General features: G+C 59.5%; 10 protein-coding genes and 2 tRNA genes. 4 read left to right on the forward strand and 8 right to left on the reverse strand.

What is annotated here, in order from left to right:
- The 3 genes from CGL56_RS00135 to rimO form a co-directional block, all read right to left on the reverse strand.
- Positions 1-87 (reverse strand) — tRNA-Leu (locus tag CGL56_RS00135).
- Positions 88-166: 79 nt separating this feature from the next.
- Positions 167-248: transfer RNA gene (locus CGL56_RS00140), tRNA-Leu, on the reverse strand.
- Positions 249-290: 42 nt separating this feature from the next.
- Entirely contained in the window at positions 291-1,604 is a 1,314-nt protein-coding gene (gene rimO, locus CGL56_RS00145; protein ID WP_099104484.1) for a 30S ribosomal protein S12 methylthiotransferase RimO, read from the reverse strand.
- Positions 1,605-2,076: 472 nt separating this feature from the next.
- Here rimO and CGL56_RS00150 point away from each other — a divergent pair, with 472 nt between their 5' ends.
- Both CGL56_RS00150 and CGL56_RS00155 read left to right on the forward strand, forming a co-directional pair.
- Positions 2,077-5,196: a SusC/RagA family TonB-linked outer membrane protein gene (locus tag CGL56_RS00150; RefSeq protein WP_099104485.1), complete on the forward strand. Its 3,120-nt coding sequence runs from the start codon at positions 2,077-2,079 to the stop codon at positions 5,194-5,196.
- Between the two features lie 24 nt (positions 5,197-5,220).
- Positions 5,221-6,873, forward strand: a complete 1,653-nt coding sequence (locus CGL56_RS00155) for a RagB/SusD family nutrient uptake outer membrane protein (RefSeq protein ID WP_209280272.1) — start codon at positions 5,221-5,223, stop codon at positions 6,871-6,873.
- Positions 6,874-7,125: 252 nt separating this feature from the next.
- Here CGL56_RS00155 and CGL56_RS00160 read toward each other — a convergent pair whose 3' ends face one another.
- Both CGL56_RS00160 and pncA read right to left on the reverse strand, forming a co-directional pair.
- Complete coding sequence (locus CGL56_RS00160) at positions 7,126-8,325, reverse strand: redoxin domain-containing protein (protein ID WP_099104486.1); 1,200 nt, start codon at positions 8,323-8,325, stop codon at positions 7,126-7,128.
- Between the two features lie 66 nt (positions 8,326-8,391).
- Positions 8,392-9,021 carry a bifunctional nicotinamidase/pyrazinamidase gene (gene pncA, locus CGL56_RS00165; RefSeq protein WP_099104487.1) on the reverse strand — a complete coding sequence of 210 codons (630 nt, stop codon included), beginning with the start codon at positions 9,019-9,021 and terminating at the stop codon, positions 8,392-8,394.
- A gap of 113 nt (positions 9,022-9,134) precedes the next feature.
- Between pncA and CGL56_RS00170 the strand changes: the two genes are divergently transcribed.
- Positions 9,135-10,364 carry a DEAD/DEAH box helicase gene (locus tag CGL56_RS00170; protein WP_099104488.1) on the forward strand — a complete coding sequence of 410 codons (1,230 nt, stop codon included), beginning with the start codon at positions 9,135-9,137 and terminating at the stop codon, positions 10,362-10,364.
- A 5-nt stretch (positions 10,365-10,369) separates the two neighbouring features.
- Here CGL56_RS00170 and CGL56_RS00175 read toward each other — a convergent pair whose 3' ends face one another.
- Entirely contained in the window at positions 10,370-11,248 is an 879-nt protein-coding gene (locus CGL56_RS00175) for a hypothetical protein (RefSeq protein ID WP_099104489.1), read from the reverse strand.
- Between the two features lie 312 nt (positions 11,249-11,560).
- On the opposite strand from CGL56_RS00175, the gene CGL56_RS00180 reads away from it, so the two are divergent.
- A complete protein-coding gene (locus tag CGL56_RS00180; protein ID WP_099104490.1) occupies positions 11,561-11,776 on the forward strand; it encodes a hypothetical protein in 216 nt (71 codons plus the stop codon).
- A 14-nt stretch (positions 11,777-11,790) separates the two neighbouring features.
- Here the strand turns inward: CGL56_RS00180 and CGL56_RS00185 are convergent, their stop codons facing one another.
- Positions 11,791-12,777: an aldo/keto reductase gene (locus CGL56_RS00185; RefSeq protein WP_099104491.1), complete on the reverse strand. Its 987-nt coding sequence runs from the start codon at positions 12,775-12,777 to the stop codon at positions 11,791-11,793.
- Positions 12,778-12,927: 150 nt separating this feature from the next.
- Positions 12,928-14,409 (reverse strand): glutamate synthase subunit beta, encoded by a 1,482-nt coding sequence (locus CGL56_RS00190; RefSeq protein WP_099104492.1) that lies wholly within the window; start codon positions 14,407-14,409, stop codon positions 12,928-12,930.
- Positions 14,410-14,419 lie beyond the last annotated feature (10 nt).

Here is a 14,419-nt window from a genome sequence, read left to right on the forward strand (position 1 = left end):
TGGTGCCGGAGGGGGGAGTCGAACCCCCACGCTCGTAAAAGCACACGCCTCTGAAACGTGCGTGTCTACCAGTTTCACCACTCCGGCGATTAACGGGCCGCAAAGATAAACGTCCCATTTTTATTTGCAACTATTCGAGCAAACTTTTTTGCTCGCCTCGGGAAAGTACCGCCAGTGGGAATCGAACCCACACTCCCGAAGGAACTGGATTTTGAATCCAGCGCGTCTACCAATTCCGCCATAGCGGCATGGTACGACCCGTAGCGGTGGCAAAAGTAATCTAAGGTTTTCTACTCCACAACCCGTTCGGCAATTAAATCATATTCGGTGGCCGAAATTACCCGGGTGGTGACCATATCACCCGTGCGCAGGTAGGCTTCGTCGGCCGGCAGGTGCACCTCGTTGTCCACGTCGGGGCTGTCGTACTGGCTGCGGCCCACGTAGTGGTCCCCGTCCTTGCGGTCGATGAGTACTTGCATGACCTCGCCGATCCGCTGCTGGTTCAGCTCGTAGCTGATCTCGCGCTGGATGTCCATGAGGCGTTCGGCGCGCTCGGCCTTCACCTCTGCCGGGATGTCGTCCTCGACGTCGTAGGCCCGGGTATCCTCCTCGTGGGAATACTGGAAGACGCCCAGCCGCTCGAAGCGCATCTCGCGCACGAAGTCGCAGAGCTCCTCGAACTCCTCCTCGGTTTCCCCGGGGTAACCGACCAGGAAGGTGGTGCGGATGGCGATGCCGGGTACCACCTCCCGGGCGTAGCGGATCAGGTCGGTGGTGTCCTGGCGGGTGACTTGTCGGCGCATCCGCTGCAGTACGGCGTCCGAACCGTGCTGGAGGGGGATGTCCAGGTAGTTGCACACCTTGGGCTGGGCAGCCATCACCTCGAATACCTCCCGCGGAAATTTCGAGGGGTAGGCGTAGTGCAGGCGGATCCACTCAATGCCCTCTACGGCCGCCAGGGCCTCGAGGAGTTCGGGCAGCATCCGCTTCTTGTACAGGTCCAGGCCGTAGTAGGTCAGTTCCTGGGCGATCAGCATCAGTTCCTTCACGCCGGTGCGGGCGAAGTGCTCGGCCTGGCGAACCAGTTCCTCCAGGGGACGGCTGACGTGCTCGCCGCGCATCAGGGGAATGGCGCAGAAGGAACAGGTACGGTTGCAGCCTTCACTGATCTTCAGGTAGGCGTAGTGTTCCGGGGTGGTGATGAAGCGCTCGCCGATCAGGTCATGGCGGTAATCGGCCTCGAGTCGCGCCAGCAGTCCGGGTAGCTCCATGGTGCCGAAGAAGTCGTCCACCTCAGGAATCTCCTCCTCCAGGTTGTCCTTATAGCGTTGGCTGAGACAGCCCGTCACGTAAAGTCGGTCGATCTCGCCCCGGCTCTTCCGGTCGGCGTAGTCCAGGATGGTGTTGACGCTCTCCTCCTTGGCCAGGTCGATGAACCCGCAGGTATTCACGATGACGATGTTGGCCGGATCATTGCTGTCGTGGCCCACCTCGTAATCGTTGGCCTGCAGCTGGGTGATCAGGTTTTCGGAGTCCACGAGGTTCTTCGAGCACCCGAGGGTAATGACGTTGACCTTATCCGGCCGTAGCGTTCTGGTTTTCATGCGCTTGCGCTTAGGGGGCGCAAAGGTAGGCATTTCTGTTTCGGCGGTCACCAAACTTTGACTGCCCATCGTAGATGGTGCCGAATGGCAGAGGGGTTTCGGGCGCATGCGCGGGTAAGAGGAATTGGTGCAGCCTAAAGTCAGGTAATACTGATAATCAACAAAATAATTCCTGTTGCTAATTTTCGCATTTTAAAATCATATGCCACATACATTAAAGGCATTTTGACACAATCCACATATCGCTTGACGACCCACAATATTTATACCATATAATTTCAATAATGCCAACAAAGAACCTGTCATTAATTTCGATTAATTTGAACATACGCCCCTAAGAACCAATGACATACCTTGGTCGGGGATATCCGCTGAAAGGTTCTCGTATCGGCTATCAGGTTACAATTGCCGCAAAATTTGCCTATTTTCGGCCGTTTACCTTGAAACTTTTTCAACTAAACCTAAACATAGCATGAGACGACTGTTATTAGTCTTCGGGCTAACGCTATTTGCCATTGGTATTACCATGGCGCAAAATACCGTTAGCGGAACAGTAACCGACGAGGAGGGCGAGGGCCTGATCGGGGTTAGCATCCTCGCCGCAGGAACCAGCACGGGTACCGTCACGGACCTGGACGGCAACTACAACCTGACCGTCCCTGAAGGTGGCGACGCGTTAATCTTCAGCTACACCGGTTTCACTACCCAGCGGGTAGAAATCAACAACCGGTCTACCATCGACGTCACCCTGGAGCCGGCCTCCGAAATTCTGGAGGAGGTGATCGTCACGGCCTACGGTATAACCAAAAAGGAAGCTTTCTCCGGTTCAGCCGACGTAGTCGGTTCCGAGGAACTCGAAACCAGAAACGTGACTTCCCCAATCGCCGCCATTGAGGGCAACGCGACGGGCGTTCAGTTTACTTCCGCCTCCGGCCAACCGGGTTCTTCGCCTGGCATTGTGATCCGTGGTGTAGGTACCCTGAATGGCGACACCGACCCGCTGTTCATCGTAGACGGGATACAGTTCGAAGGCGACCTGACGAGCATCAACCAGGAAGACATTGAGTCTATCACAGTACTCAAGGATGCTTCCTCAACCTCCCTTTATGGCTCCCGCGCTGCCAATGGCGTGGTGCTGATTACGACCAAACGGGGCAACGAAGGGGGAACTCAGGTATCGGCTTCCGTACAGCACGGATTTGTTTCCCGGGCCATTCCCCTGTACGATGAAGTTACTCCGGGACAGTATTACGAGGCAATGTGGGAAGCCCTGAAAAACTCGGGTGCCGCGAACGGGGACCCCGCCTTTGCTTCCGCGAACATCTTCAATAGCCTGGGCTACAACCCCTTTGACGTCGCGAATGACGAAATCGTCGGCACGGACGGTAAACTCAATCCGAACGCCAACACCATCTACCAGAGTCTCGACTGGTACGACGTCATGGAACAGAGCAGTACCCGGACCAACTACAACGTAAACCTGGCAACCGGCGGCGACGACCACCGGGTGTACTTCTCGTCTTCCTATCTGGAAGAAGGTGGTTACGTAGTGACCACGGAGTACGACCGGCTCACCAGCCGGCTGAACGCCGACTTTGATGCGACGAACTGGCTTACCATGGGCGGTAGCGCCAACGTCACCGTTTCCAATTCCAGGGGCCCCTCCTCGGCCGGTTCGGGCAGTATCGTGAACCCTTTTGGCTTCGCCAAGGGAATCGGTTCGATTTACCCCGTCTACGTGAATGACCGGAATGGCAACCTCGTCCTAGACGAAGCCGGCAACCCCATCTTCGACTCTGGGGAAGGATATTCCGAGTACGGTATCGGCTCCCGCCCCATCAACCAGGGACGGCATGCCCTGCAGGAACTCCTGCTGAACGACGAACGGACCCGAAACAACCTGTACGGCTTCCGGTTTTTCGCCGACTTTGAAGTGGTAGAAGGTCTCAACTTCCGACTGAATTACGGCCGGGATATCCAGGAAGGGATTTCGAAAGAGTACGAGAACAACATCATCGGGGATGCCCAGCCTACCGGTCGCTACGGTGAGGTACGGTACAGAAGGCAGGTTGAAAACTTCAACCAGTTGCTGACCTACAATAAGAGTTTCAACGACATACACAACCTGGACCTGACCCTGGGTCACGAAAGCTTTGACCGCAACTACAGCCAAAACAGCGCCTCAGCCATCGACCAGACCGCGGAAGGAATCTTTGAATTTGCCAATTTCGCCACTCCGGTTAGCCTCGGCGGCTACACTTCGGTAAAGCGGATCGAGGGATACTTCGCCAGAGCGAACTACAACTTTGATACCAAGTACTACCTGAGCCTCTCCGCCCGCCGCGACGGATCCTCGGTATTCGCTGACGCCTCTCGTTGGGGTACCTTCTACTCCGCTGGGGTTTCCTGGCGCCTTGACCAGGAGCCGTTCATCCAGAATATTTCCTTTATCGACCGCCTGAAACTGCGGGCGTCCTACGGGGAAGTCGGCAATGACGACCTGCAGGATTTCTTCCTGTCGCAGCCCCGGTACAGCCTGACCTCCAACGCCGGTAACCCGGCCATCTGGTGGTCGGACATCGGCAACAACAACCTGCAGTGGGAAACCATCGAGAGTTTCGACGTCGCCCTGGAGTTCACCCTCTTCAACAACTTCCTCGACGGATCCCTGGAGTACTACAAGCGGAACTCCTCGGACCTCCTCTACGATTTACCAATCGCACTCAGCAACGGTCATAATTCCTTCCCCTCCAACGTTGGCGACATGTTCAACGAAGGCGTGGAGCTCGGCCTGACGGGTAACCTGATCAGCAAGCGGGATTTGCGTTGGAGCGTGCGGGCAACCGCTTCTACCTTCAACAATGAGATCACCAGCCTGCCGGACCCCTTCATCAACGGATCCAAGCGCTGGGACGTCGGTCGGTCGCGGTTCGACTTCTATCTGCTGCACACGGCCAACGTGGACCCCGCTACGGGAGATCAGCTGTTCTACATGTACGAGTTTGACGAGGATGGCAACAGCGTCCCCGTCATTGAGAACGGAGTACACCAGACCACCAACGACTGGCAGGAGACCGAGAGGGCTTATACCGGCGCCAGCTCCATCCCCGATTTCCTCGGATCGGTTTCCAATAACCTCTTTTACAAGGGCTTCTCCTTGAATATCCTGGTTACCTATGGCATCGGAGGACAGATCCTGGACAACGGTTACTCGGCCATGATGCACAGCGGTTCTTACGGACGTTCCCTCCACCCTGATATCCTGAACGCTTGGCGTCAACCCGGAGACATTACCGACGTGCCCCGGCTGGAGAACGGCAACATCGACCTGGTACGGACGCAATCCACCCGCTTCCTCACCGACGCTTCCTTCCTTTCGCTCAGGAACGTGAACCTGTCGTATGTCTTCAACAGCAGCTTCGTGAAGAGCATCGGCATGAACAACCTCAAGCTCTCCCTGACCGGAGAGAACCTGTACTTGATGACCGAAAGGGACGGACTTGATCCCCAGTACAACCTGGCGGGAACTTCACCCGGCAACGACTTCAACCCCGCGCGGCTGATCACCTTCGGCCTCAACACCAACTTCTAAATGAACCTATCCATGCTACAAAACATGAAATATGTCCTCATCGTGGCAACCGCCCTGCTTGCGGTAGGCTGTGAGGAAGACTTTCTAGACACCAAGCCAACGGACGCGATTTCCGCGTCTGACGCCCTGGCCACCGAGGCCAATATGGAACTCATTATCGCCGGAATGCACCGGGCGATGTATTCCCAGTCCCAAACTATCATGCCCGGTGGTTCTGCGATTGCGAGCACCCAAAGAGCTAATGAGCATTACTGGGTACCCATGGGCGACAACCTGGCCGGCGGGCTGATCCACAGCGCTAATGCCAATAACCTGGGCTGGCGGAGCGAGGCACAGTGGAACTCCCACACCCAGGAAACCTCCCTGACGGTGAGCGTGCTCTGGTACCACCGCTACAACATCATCGCTAATGCCAACTCCATCATCAACCGGGTGGAAGCAGGTGACCTGGCAGATACCCCCATCTTGCGGAACATTCTCGGACAGGCCTATGCCTACCGGGCCTATGCGTATATGTCCCTGGTACAGCATTACGCCAAAGGCTACCTCATCGGCAACCCCTCCTCTGATCCGGGGGTCCCGCTGCTGTACGCCACCGAGGCCCCCTTCACCAGTGCGGCCCGCTCGACCGTACAGGAGGTTTACGACCAGATTGCATCGGACCTTGAGGCCGCCATTGACAACTTCAAGGAAGGAGCGCCCCGGCCCACGGGTAGTGCCTACGACAAAGCCAACCTGAATATAGACGTAGCCTACGGCCTACGGGCCCGAATGGCACTGGCTACGGGCAACTGGCAACTCGCCGCGGAATCCGCTGCCCTTGCGCGTGAGGGTTATGATATCATGGACGAATCGGCCTGGAAGGCAGGATTTAATTCTACCCTGCTTCCCGGTGTGATCTGGGGAAGCAACGTAATCACCACGGAAACCACTTATTTCCGTTCCTATTTCTACCTGGCCTCCAACACCTTCAACGGCAGCCAGGTCCGGAATAACCCCAAGATTGCCGACAGAAGATTGGTCGATGCCATTCCGGATACCGATTTCCGCAAGGACATGTTCCTGATCGACGCGCCCAATTCCAACCTGTCCGCCGCCAACGGACAAGGTGGCTGGGAGAACAATACCAACCCGCTGTACGAGACCGAAGAGGAATTTGAAGCGGAGATCGACCGGCTGGCCAGCAAATGGGGTTGGACCTCGCGGCATAATACCCACCCCTACATGCACGTGAAGCTGCGGCAAGCAGTACCCGGTGGTATCGAGCCCGACGACATCATCTACATGCGCGCCGAGGAAATGCTGCTCATCGAGGCCGAAGCCCTCACCATGATGGGAGACATTGACGGCGCCCAGGCCGTACTCCAGGAACTCGGTCAGAGCCGCGATAGCGCATACGACAGCTCCGTATTCGACACCCAGGAAAGCCTGATGGAGCACATCAAGTTCCAGCGTGGCGTCGAGTTGTGGGGAGAAGGCTTCCTGTTCCAGGACAAGATCCGCTGGAACGAAGGCATCGACCATTCAGCCGATGGCGGTTCTGGCGCTTCCCAGGTACTCTACCAGGATGCTTACATCGTCGAAAAGCCTTCCGTCAATCCCGACTGGGTGTTCAAGATCCCCCAGGCGGAGATTGATGCCAACCCCAACCTCAGCCCCGCCGACCAGAATCCCTAATTTACACCTACACATTCTGGCCACGGCCCCCGGGCCGGGATTGGAATAGACCAGCAGCCCGAATTTCGACTCAGTCGAAGTTCGGGCTGTTTTTTTGCCAGGCGCACATGACGCCAGGAAGCGCGTGACTCCCCGTTCACTGATTGGCTGTATGAGCAAGTACGCTTAGGTAAGGACCCTGCAGTGGAACGTGTTTACACGAAGCATGGGGTTGGGAACCCAAGTAACCGGCGGGAGGACTTAACCGGGTGGTCAGTATACCCTACCCATCATCTCGTGCTCCACGATGGCCCGCTTCAACTCGAGGAAGTCCACCTCAGCCTGGTGGGCGTAGACGACCTTGCCACCCGGCTCCACCAGCAGGGTATACGGCAGGGCGCCGTTCCAGTTGGGGTCCAGGGCCTCCACCAGTTCGTAGATGTTGTCGCCTACGAAGTGGTAGTTGTCTACGGCGGAGTGCACCTGCTCCAGGAACTTCAGGGCGCGGTCACCTTTATCGGGCTTGTCGGCCGAGATGGATACGAACTCGAAGTCCCGTGCACCGTACATCCGCTGGAGCACCAGGAATTGGGGGTATTCCATCACGCAGGGCCCGCACCAGGTGGCCCAGACGTTGATGAGACGTAGCTTGTCGCTGCCCTCATTGGCGACCAGTTCCTTCACCTTGGCCACGTCGGCTTCCTCCAGCTTTACCGGGCGGGCCTTCCAGGTGGCCTCAGATTTTTCGTTGTATTCGGTCTTCCAGGCCCACTTGGTCGAGCAGCCGAAAGTTGGGGTAGTGGGAGTCGGTACTTCCTCGCCGGCCAGCAGGGCGTCGGTGGCCGCGCGCAGGTCCTCGGCGTTGGCCGTACCGGGGCGTTCGCTCTCGTCGAGGCGACCGGTGTACCGCAGCACGCGGTCGCGGTCCAGGATAAACATATGCGGCGTGGCTACCGGACCGTACTGCAGGGACACCCGGTGGTCGTCGCCGTCGTAGAGGTAGGGGAAGTTGAAATTGGCGTAATCCGACCGCACGGCGAGCTGGTCATAGTCATCGTTCAGGTCGGTGTAGCCAAGCTCCTCGTAGAGCAGTCCGAGCGGACTGTTGGGACTGATGGCAATCACCTGCACGCCGCGGTCGGCGTAGTCGCGCTGGAAATCGATGAGGCGCTGCTCGTAGGCCTGGGCGGTCGGACAGTGGTTGGCGGTGAAGGCTAGCACGAGGACCTCGGCATCAGCATAATCCTCCATGCTGTGCATTTCTCCGTCCGCGCCGGGTAGATTGAAATCCGGCGCCGGGCTACCCACGGCCAGGGTAGCCACCTCCCGGGCTTCCACGGGCTGGGGATCGGCCTGAAAGGAGGGTGCGGCGGTGGTCTCCTGGCTGACGGACGTTTCCGCATCGGGTGCTTCGCTGGCACAGCCGATCAGCAGAAAGGAAAAAAGGGCGACAATGGGGCATCGTAGGTTCATGGAGGACAATTAGCGGCAACCAAAATAGTCATTCCCCCCGTATGCCGAAAGCGTATGGCCAGCCCCCTAGGAGAGCAGGTCCGCAGAGGGAATTACCCGGGCGCCGGCGGTCCGCATTGCCGCGATGGCCCCCGCCCCGTCGCCATCCTGCAGTTCTACGGGCCGGGTACCGTCCTCGATCAGGGTTACGCGGAAGCCCTCCCCCAGCCCATCCAGCACGGTGAACTTCACGCAGTAGTCCAGGGCCAGTCCCATGACGTGGAGGTCGGTGACGCCCCTTTCCTGCAGCCACGCGGCCAGTCCGGTCGATTTGCGGTGGCCGTTGTCGTAGAAACCGGAATAGCTGTCAATCTCCGGATCGGTGCCCTTGCGGAACACCATGTCGATACCGTCCGTATCCAGCTCCGCCGCAAATTCCGCGCCCCAGGTTTCCTGGACGCAGTGGATGGGCCACAGCACCTGGGAGAGTCCGTGTAGGTCGATGACCTGCCCGGGCTTGCGCCAGGGGTGGTTGGCCGCGAAGGAGCCGTGGTTGGCGGGGTGCCAGTCCTGGGTAGCTACCACCGTATGGTAGTGTGGCATGAGGCGATTGGCCAGCGGAATAACCCGGTCGCCCTGGGGGACGGGCAGCATACCGATGGGAAGGAAATCGACCTGGAGGTCGACGAGCAGCAAGGCGGTGGTTTGGGGAGCCATAGGAAGGGAAAAGGTGTAAAGATACGGGCCGGGCGTACGCGGCGGTTAACCAACGGCCGGGGCGCCGCGTTAGTTGCACGGCACCGGCGCGCCGCCGCCCCAATATCTTGCGTATGAAATTTACCGACTACCCCCTTTCCCCCGAACTCAAACGCAGCATCGGCAAGCAGGGCTGGAAGCGACCCACCGACATCCAGTACCGGGCCATCCGCCCCATCCTGGAGGGGGAAGACGTGCTGGCCATCGCCCAGACGGGCACGGGAAAGACGGCGGCCTTTGCCATCCCTATCCTTCAGAAACTGCACGAACGCAAGCAGACCCAGTGGCGGGAAACCGGCATCAGCTGCCTGGTGATGGTGCCGACGCGGGAACTCGCCCTGCAACTCACCGAGGTGTTTACCGCCCTGGCGAAGGGCACGGGCGTGAAGGTCCTGGGCCTCACCGGCGGGGTGGAAATCGAGCCCCAGATTGCCGGCCTCACGAAGGAGCTGGACCTGCTCATTACTACTCCGGGACGTATGTACGACCTGCTGGGCCGCAAGATCCTGCGTCTCGATCGGGTGGATATTCTCGTGCTCGACGAGGCCGACCTCATGCTGGACCTCGGCTTCATCGATGACATCCGCGGCGTCATCGGCCACCTGCAGCGCAAGCACCAGACCCTGTTCTTCTCGGCTACGATCAATGAGCGGATCAAGAAGTTGGCCTACTCCCTGGTCCGCAACCCCATCCGCATCCGCATCTCCCCCAAGGATCCCGTCAGCAAGAACGTCGACCACGCGGTGGTCTTCATCGACATGGACGACAAGCGGTTTTTTCTGGAACGCTTCGTGAAGGAAAATCCGGAAGCCAAGCTGCTCGTCTTTGCGCGTACGCGGGTGCGGTGTGAACGGATTGCCAAGGCGATGGCCCGGGTGGACATTCCGACCATTACCCTCCACGGCGACCTTGAGCAGGCCGAGCGCGAAAGCGCCCTGGAAGCCTTCCGCGCCGGGGAGCAACGGGTGATGATCGCCACCGACGTGAGTGCCCGGGGCATCGACATCCCCGACGTCACCCACGTCATCAACTACGACCTGCCGGAGCAGGCCGACAATTACGTACACCGGGTGGGCCGCACGGGCCGCGGCCGAAACCGCGGGGTGGCGTATTCCTTCTGCGCCCCCGAGGAGCACGAGCTGCTCCGGGCGATTGAATCCTACACCGGACACGACATCAAGGTCGTGGAACTGGACCGCAGTGCCTACCGGGAAACGCTTACCCTGAGCAAACAGGACCGTATGGGCATCGCGGAACTCATGGAGGAGGCCGAGCGGATCACGAAAAAGAAGAAAAAGAAGTAGCCTGCCTACAGGGTAAGCGCCTTGCGGAACCGCCGGGCCGAGGTGAGGTACCATTCGGACAGCAGTAGGCTGGCAACCAAACCCGTGCCCGCGGCAATAGCGCATTCATAGGCGCAGCCCCCACTCCACTCCGTCATGGACCGGTATACGTCGGCCCATTCACGGCCCGCGGACAGCCGCTGTACGATGGCGCAGCCCGCTGCCGTGATGAGCGCCCACAACAGGCTGAGAGACAACAACGTCAGCTTCGTCCTTGGCCCGGCCAGGCCATTGAATTGCCGATAGCCATAGTAGCAAAGAAAGGCGATGCCAAGTCCGACCACCCCGGGGACGGGGTCCATCAGAGAGGCCGCCGCAATCGTGGGCACCACCCCTACCAGGGCGTAGAGCGACCCTCCCACCAGCCCGTAAACGTAGGGACGGGCGAAAGCCACGCGGCGGCCGCGCAGGCTGTAGTAATGGTTCTCGAATTCGAATACGTCCGTCTCACCCAGCAGGGTGTCGGCCTCGCCGGTGTAGAAGCAGCGCCGCAGGGCCTCCGGGCTAGAGGCCACCGTCCGGGTGGGCTGCAGGCCGAAGGTGTCGGCTACGGCGATGACGGCCTCAACCGCCGTCAGGGTGAGGGGGGTACGCCGCCAGCTGTAGAGCGGGCGGTAACGCAGGTGAAGGGCACTGCTGGTCACTCGGGTCCGGACAAAGGCCCCGGGCAGATCAAGGCTCTCCAGGGCCAGTTGCAGGGCTTGCCGCCGGGCCCCGGAAATGGGATCGGTCTTGATGCGAATCGTTTCCAGTCTGGGCTGCCCCAGCAGCAACCGCTGGCGAATCATCACCGGATAACCTCGGTGCAAGCCAAAAACGGCATCCTCGTTCAGATGCCAGCCCATGCGGCGACCCAGAATCGCCAAAGTATTACCAATCATATACTATCAACCTAGTGAGCGACGCGGGAGAGAGAACCGGTGCCGTACAATGCATAATCGAAAAGGGGCGCAAAAGTAACCCTGAATTAATCAGAAACTCGTAACGATGAAACGGGATAGCAAAGACGTAAGTATCCTGTTAAACTCGAAACATTATTAGGCCGCAGCCGAAATCTCCTCCATCAGGCAGAATTATGTTTCGCCATCTATTGTCCAACAACGGGGAAAGCCGGACCTTTGCGGCCGATTTTGAATCACCCCCGGAATACCGCGTTTATGAAGTCTCTCCAAGCCCCAAAGCCCACCGGCAGCACCCTGGTGAACCGCCGCCTTTACCGCGCCGTACGCGCCGCCCAGTTGGGCAGTTCCGACGGACTGCGGCTGGCCGGTCGCCGGTCCGCCCTGCCGCCCGCTCGCCGTACGGAACTGGCCATGGCCATCACCGGCAGCCTGCTGATTTTCTTCCTGCTGTTGCTGGTCGTCATTGGGTGACCCTGCCGCGGTGACTACCAGCGTTGGTGCACCGTGGGTTTGATGTTCTCCTCGTAGATGGCGTTCATCCGCTGCAGCTGATCGGCGGTCAATGGTGACCGGTTTTCTACCGAAAGGTTGGAGTGGAGGTGTTCCAGGCGGGAGGCTCCCGGAATGATGCAGCTCACCTCCGGGTGGGCCAGGATCCACTGCAGGGCCACGGGTGCCAGGTTTTCTTCGTTCGGGAACAACTCCTTGAGCTGGTCTACCGCCGCGAGCCCCCGCTCGTAGTCCACCCCGCTGAACGTTTCCCCCTGGTCGAAGGCCTCCCCGTTGCGGTTAAAGTTGCGGTGGTCTTCGGCCCCGAAGGTGGTGGAACGGCTGAACTTGCCCGTCAGCAATCCACTGGCCAGCGGTACCCGGGCGATCACGCCGACGTTCTTCTCCCGCACCAGATCGAAGAAGAGCTCCGCCGGCCGCTGGCGGAATACATTGAAGATAATCTGTACCGTGGCCACGTCGGGGTACTCCATCGCCTTGATGGCCTCCTCTACCTTTTCCACGCTCACGCCCAGCTGGCGGATCTTGCCCTCCTCCTTCAGCCGGGCAAAGAGCTCAAAGATCTCCGGACGGTAGTACACGTCGGTGGGCGGACAGTGCAGCTGGATCAGGTCGATGCGCTCCAGTTTCAGCCGTTTCAGGCTGTCCTCCACGTAGCCGCGCAGGGCTTCTACGGTATAATTCTCATTGGTGTGAGGGTTGATCTGCCGACCACACTTCGTGGCCACATAGATCTCTTCCGACCGCTGCCCCACTACCCTGCCCACGGCCTGCTCGCTGCGGCCGTCGCTGTACACGTCGGCAGTATCGATGAAGTTGACGCCCTGATCGATGGCTTCGTTCAGGATCCGGTCGGCGGTGGCGTCGTCGAAGGGTTCCCCCCACTTCCCGCCCACCTGCCAGGTGCCGAGACTGATCTCGCTTACGTCAAAGTTCGTTTTTCCTAATTTCCGGTATTGCATGCTGTTCGACTTTGGCCACGGCCACGGGGCGGCGGCGCGCAGGTGCAAAGAAGCGCAAAAATGTCCATACGGGAAGGTGGTTAGACATCACCCGTAATCATCCCTTTACTTCAATGACATAAGGCGTTGTCATACAGCCACTAACCTCAATCAGGCATAATCCAACTCCAGCCGTCCTTCATCCCGGCTTTCCAGTACCGATTCGCCGCCGCGCAGGAAGGCGTCGACGGAACGGGCACACTCCCGCCCTTCCGCAATGGCCCATACGACGAGGCTTTGCCCACGGCGCATGTCACCGGCCGCAAAGACCTTGGGTACCGAAGTCTGGTAGTTGTGCTCGGGGCTGGCGGCCACGTTCTTGCGGGCATCGAGCCCTACGCCGAGGGTGTTGAGCAACCCCTCATGCTGAGGATGGAGGAAGCCAGCCGCGATCAGCAGGAGCTGACAGGGCAGCTCGCGTTCCGTACCGGGGATTTTCACGAAGGTGTTGCGGCCGGTCTGGTCCCGGCCCCAGCGGATGTTAACGGTGCGGACGGCCCTGAGTTTTCCCTCTTCGTCCTTCAGGAATTCTTCGGTGAGGACGGCCCATTCGCGCTCGCAGCCCTCCTCGTGACTGGTGGAGGTGCGCAGGATCATCGGCCAGTTGGGCCAGGAGTCCGGGTCCCGGTCCGCAGGCGGCATCGGCATGATCTCGATCTGGGTCACGGAGCGGGCGCCGTGGCGGTTGCTGGTACCGACGCAATCCGCGCCGGTATCCCCGCCGCCGATCACGAGCACGTCCTTGTCGCGGGCGTGGATCTCGAAGGTATCGCTCAGGTCGTCGCCGGCCACCCGCTTGTTGTTCTGCTCGAGGAATTCCATGGCGAAGTGGATGCCCTGGGCTTCCCGGCCCTGGCTGGGGATGTCGCGGGGGATGGTCGATCCACCGGCCAGCACCACGGCGTGATTTTCCCGGACCAGCTGCTTGGCGTCGACGTTACCGCCCACGTTGGCGTTGGTGCGGAATTTGACCCCTTCGGCCTCCATCAGTTCGATGCGCCGGTCGATGACCCACTTTTCGAGTTTAAAGTCGGGAATGCCGTAGCGAAGGAGCCCTCCTATGCGGGAATTTCTCTCGTAGACCGTCACCGTATGCCCCGCCTTGTTCAGCTGGGCGGCGGCGGCCAGGCCGGCGGGCCCCGACCCGATCACAGCCACCGACTTGCCGGTCCGGCTGGCGGGGGGATTCGGGCGGGCGTAGCCCCGCTGAAAGGCCTCTTCGGCGATCGACTTTTCGATGAATTCAATCGCTACCGGTGGCTGGTTAATGCCCAGCACGCAGGCTGATTCACAGGGTGCCGGACAGATCCGGCCGGTGAACTCGGGGAAGTTGTTCGTCGAGCTGAGGATCTCAAAGGCTTCGCGCCAGTCCTGCTCGTACACCGCGTCGTTGAACTCGGGAATGATGTTGCCGAGGGGGCAGCCGCTGTGACAGAAGGGTACGCCACAGTCCATGCAGCGGCTGGCCTGGGTGATGGTCTTCTCTTCCGGCATGGGCTCGTAGAGCTCCTGCCAGTCGGTTTTGCGTATCTCCACCGGCCGCTTGGCGGGTAACTCACGCGTATGTTTCAGGAATCCGTTGGGATCTGCCATGGTATTCTTT

Source organism: Neolewinella marina, from assembly GCF_002631205.1.
GTDB classification, from domain to species: Bacteria; Bacteroidota; Bacteroidia; order Chitinophagales; family Saprospiraceae; genus Neolewinella; species Neolewinella marina.

What these genes read in the sequence shown, in the direction of transcription:
- CGL56_RS00175 (WP_099104489.1), bottom strand. Translation starts at nt 11,248, where the DNA reads ATGGGCTGGCATCTGAACGAGGATGCCGTTTTTGGCTTGCACCGAGGT.
- CGL56_RS00155 (WP_209280272.1), top strand. Translation starts at nt 5,221, where the DNA reads ATGAAATATGTCCTCATCGTGGCAACCGCCCTGCTTGCGGTAGGCTGT.
- CGL56_RS00160 (WP_099104486.1), bottom strand. Translation starts at nt 8,325, where the DNA reads ATGAACCTACGATGCCCCATTGTCGCCCTTTTTTCCTTTCTGCTGATC.
- CGL56_RS00180 (WP_099104490.1), top strand. Translation starts at nt 11,561, where the DNA reads ATGAAGTCTCTCCAAGCCCCAAAGCCCACCGGCAGCACCCTGGTGAAC.
- CGL56_RS00170 (WP_099104488.1), top strand. Translation starts at nt 9,135, where the DNA reads ATGAAATTTACCGACTACCCCCTTTCCCCCGAACTCAAACGCAGCATC.
- pncA (WP_099104487.1), bottom strand. Translation starts at nt 9,021, where the DNA reads ATGGCTCCCCAAACCACCGCCTTGCTGCTCGTCGACCTCCAGGTCGAT.
- CGL56_RS00150 (WP_099104485.1), top strand. Translation starts at nt 2,077, where the DNA reads ATGAGACGACTGTTATTAGTCTTCGGGCTAACGCTATTTGCCATTGGT.
- CGL56_RS00185 (WP_099104491.1), bottom strand. Translation starts at nt 12,777, where the DNA reads ATGCAATACCGGAAATTAGGAAAAACGAACTTTGACGTAAGCGAGATC.
- CGL56_RS00190 (WP_099104492.1), bottom strand. Translation starts at nt 14,409, where the DNA reads ATGGCAGATCCCAACGGATTCCTGAAACATACGCGTGAGTTACCCGCC.
- rimO (WP_099104484.1), bottom strand. Translation starts at nt 1,604, where the DNA reads ATGAAAACCAGAACGCTACGGCCGGATAAGGTCAACGTCATTACCCTC.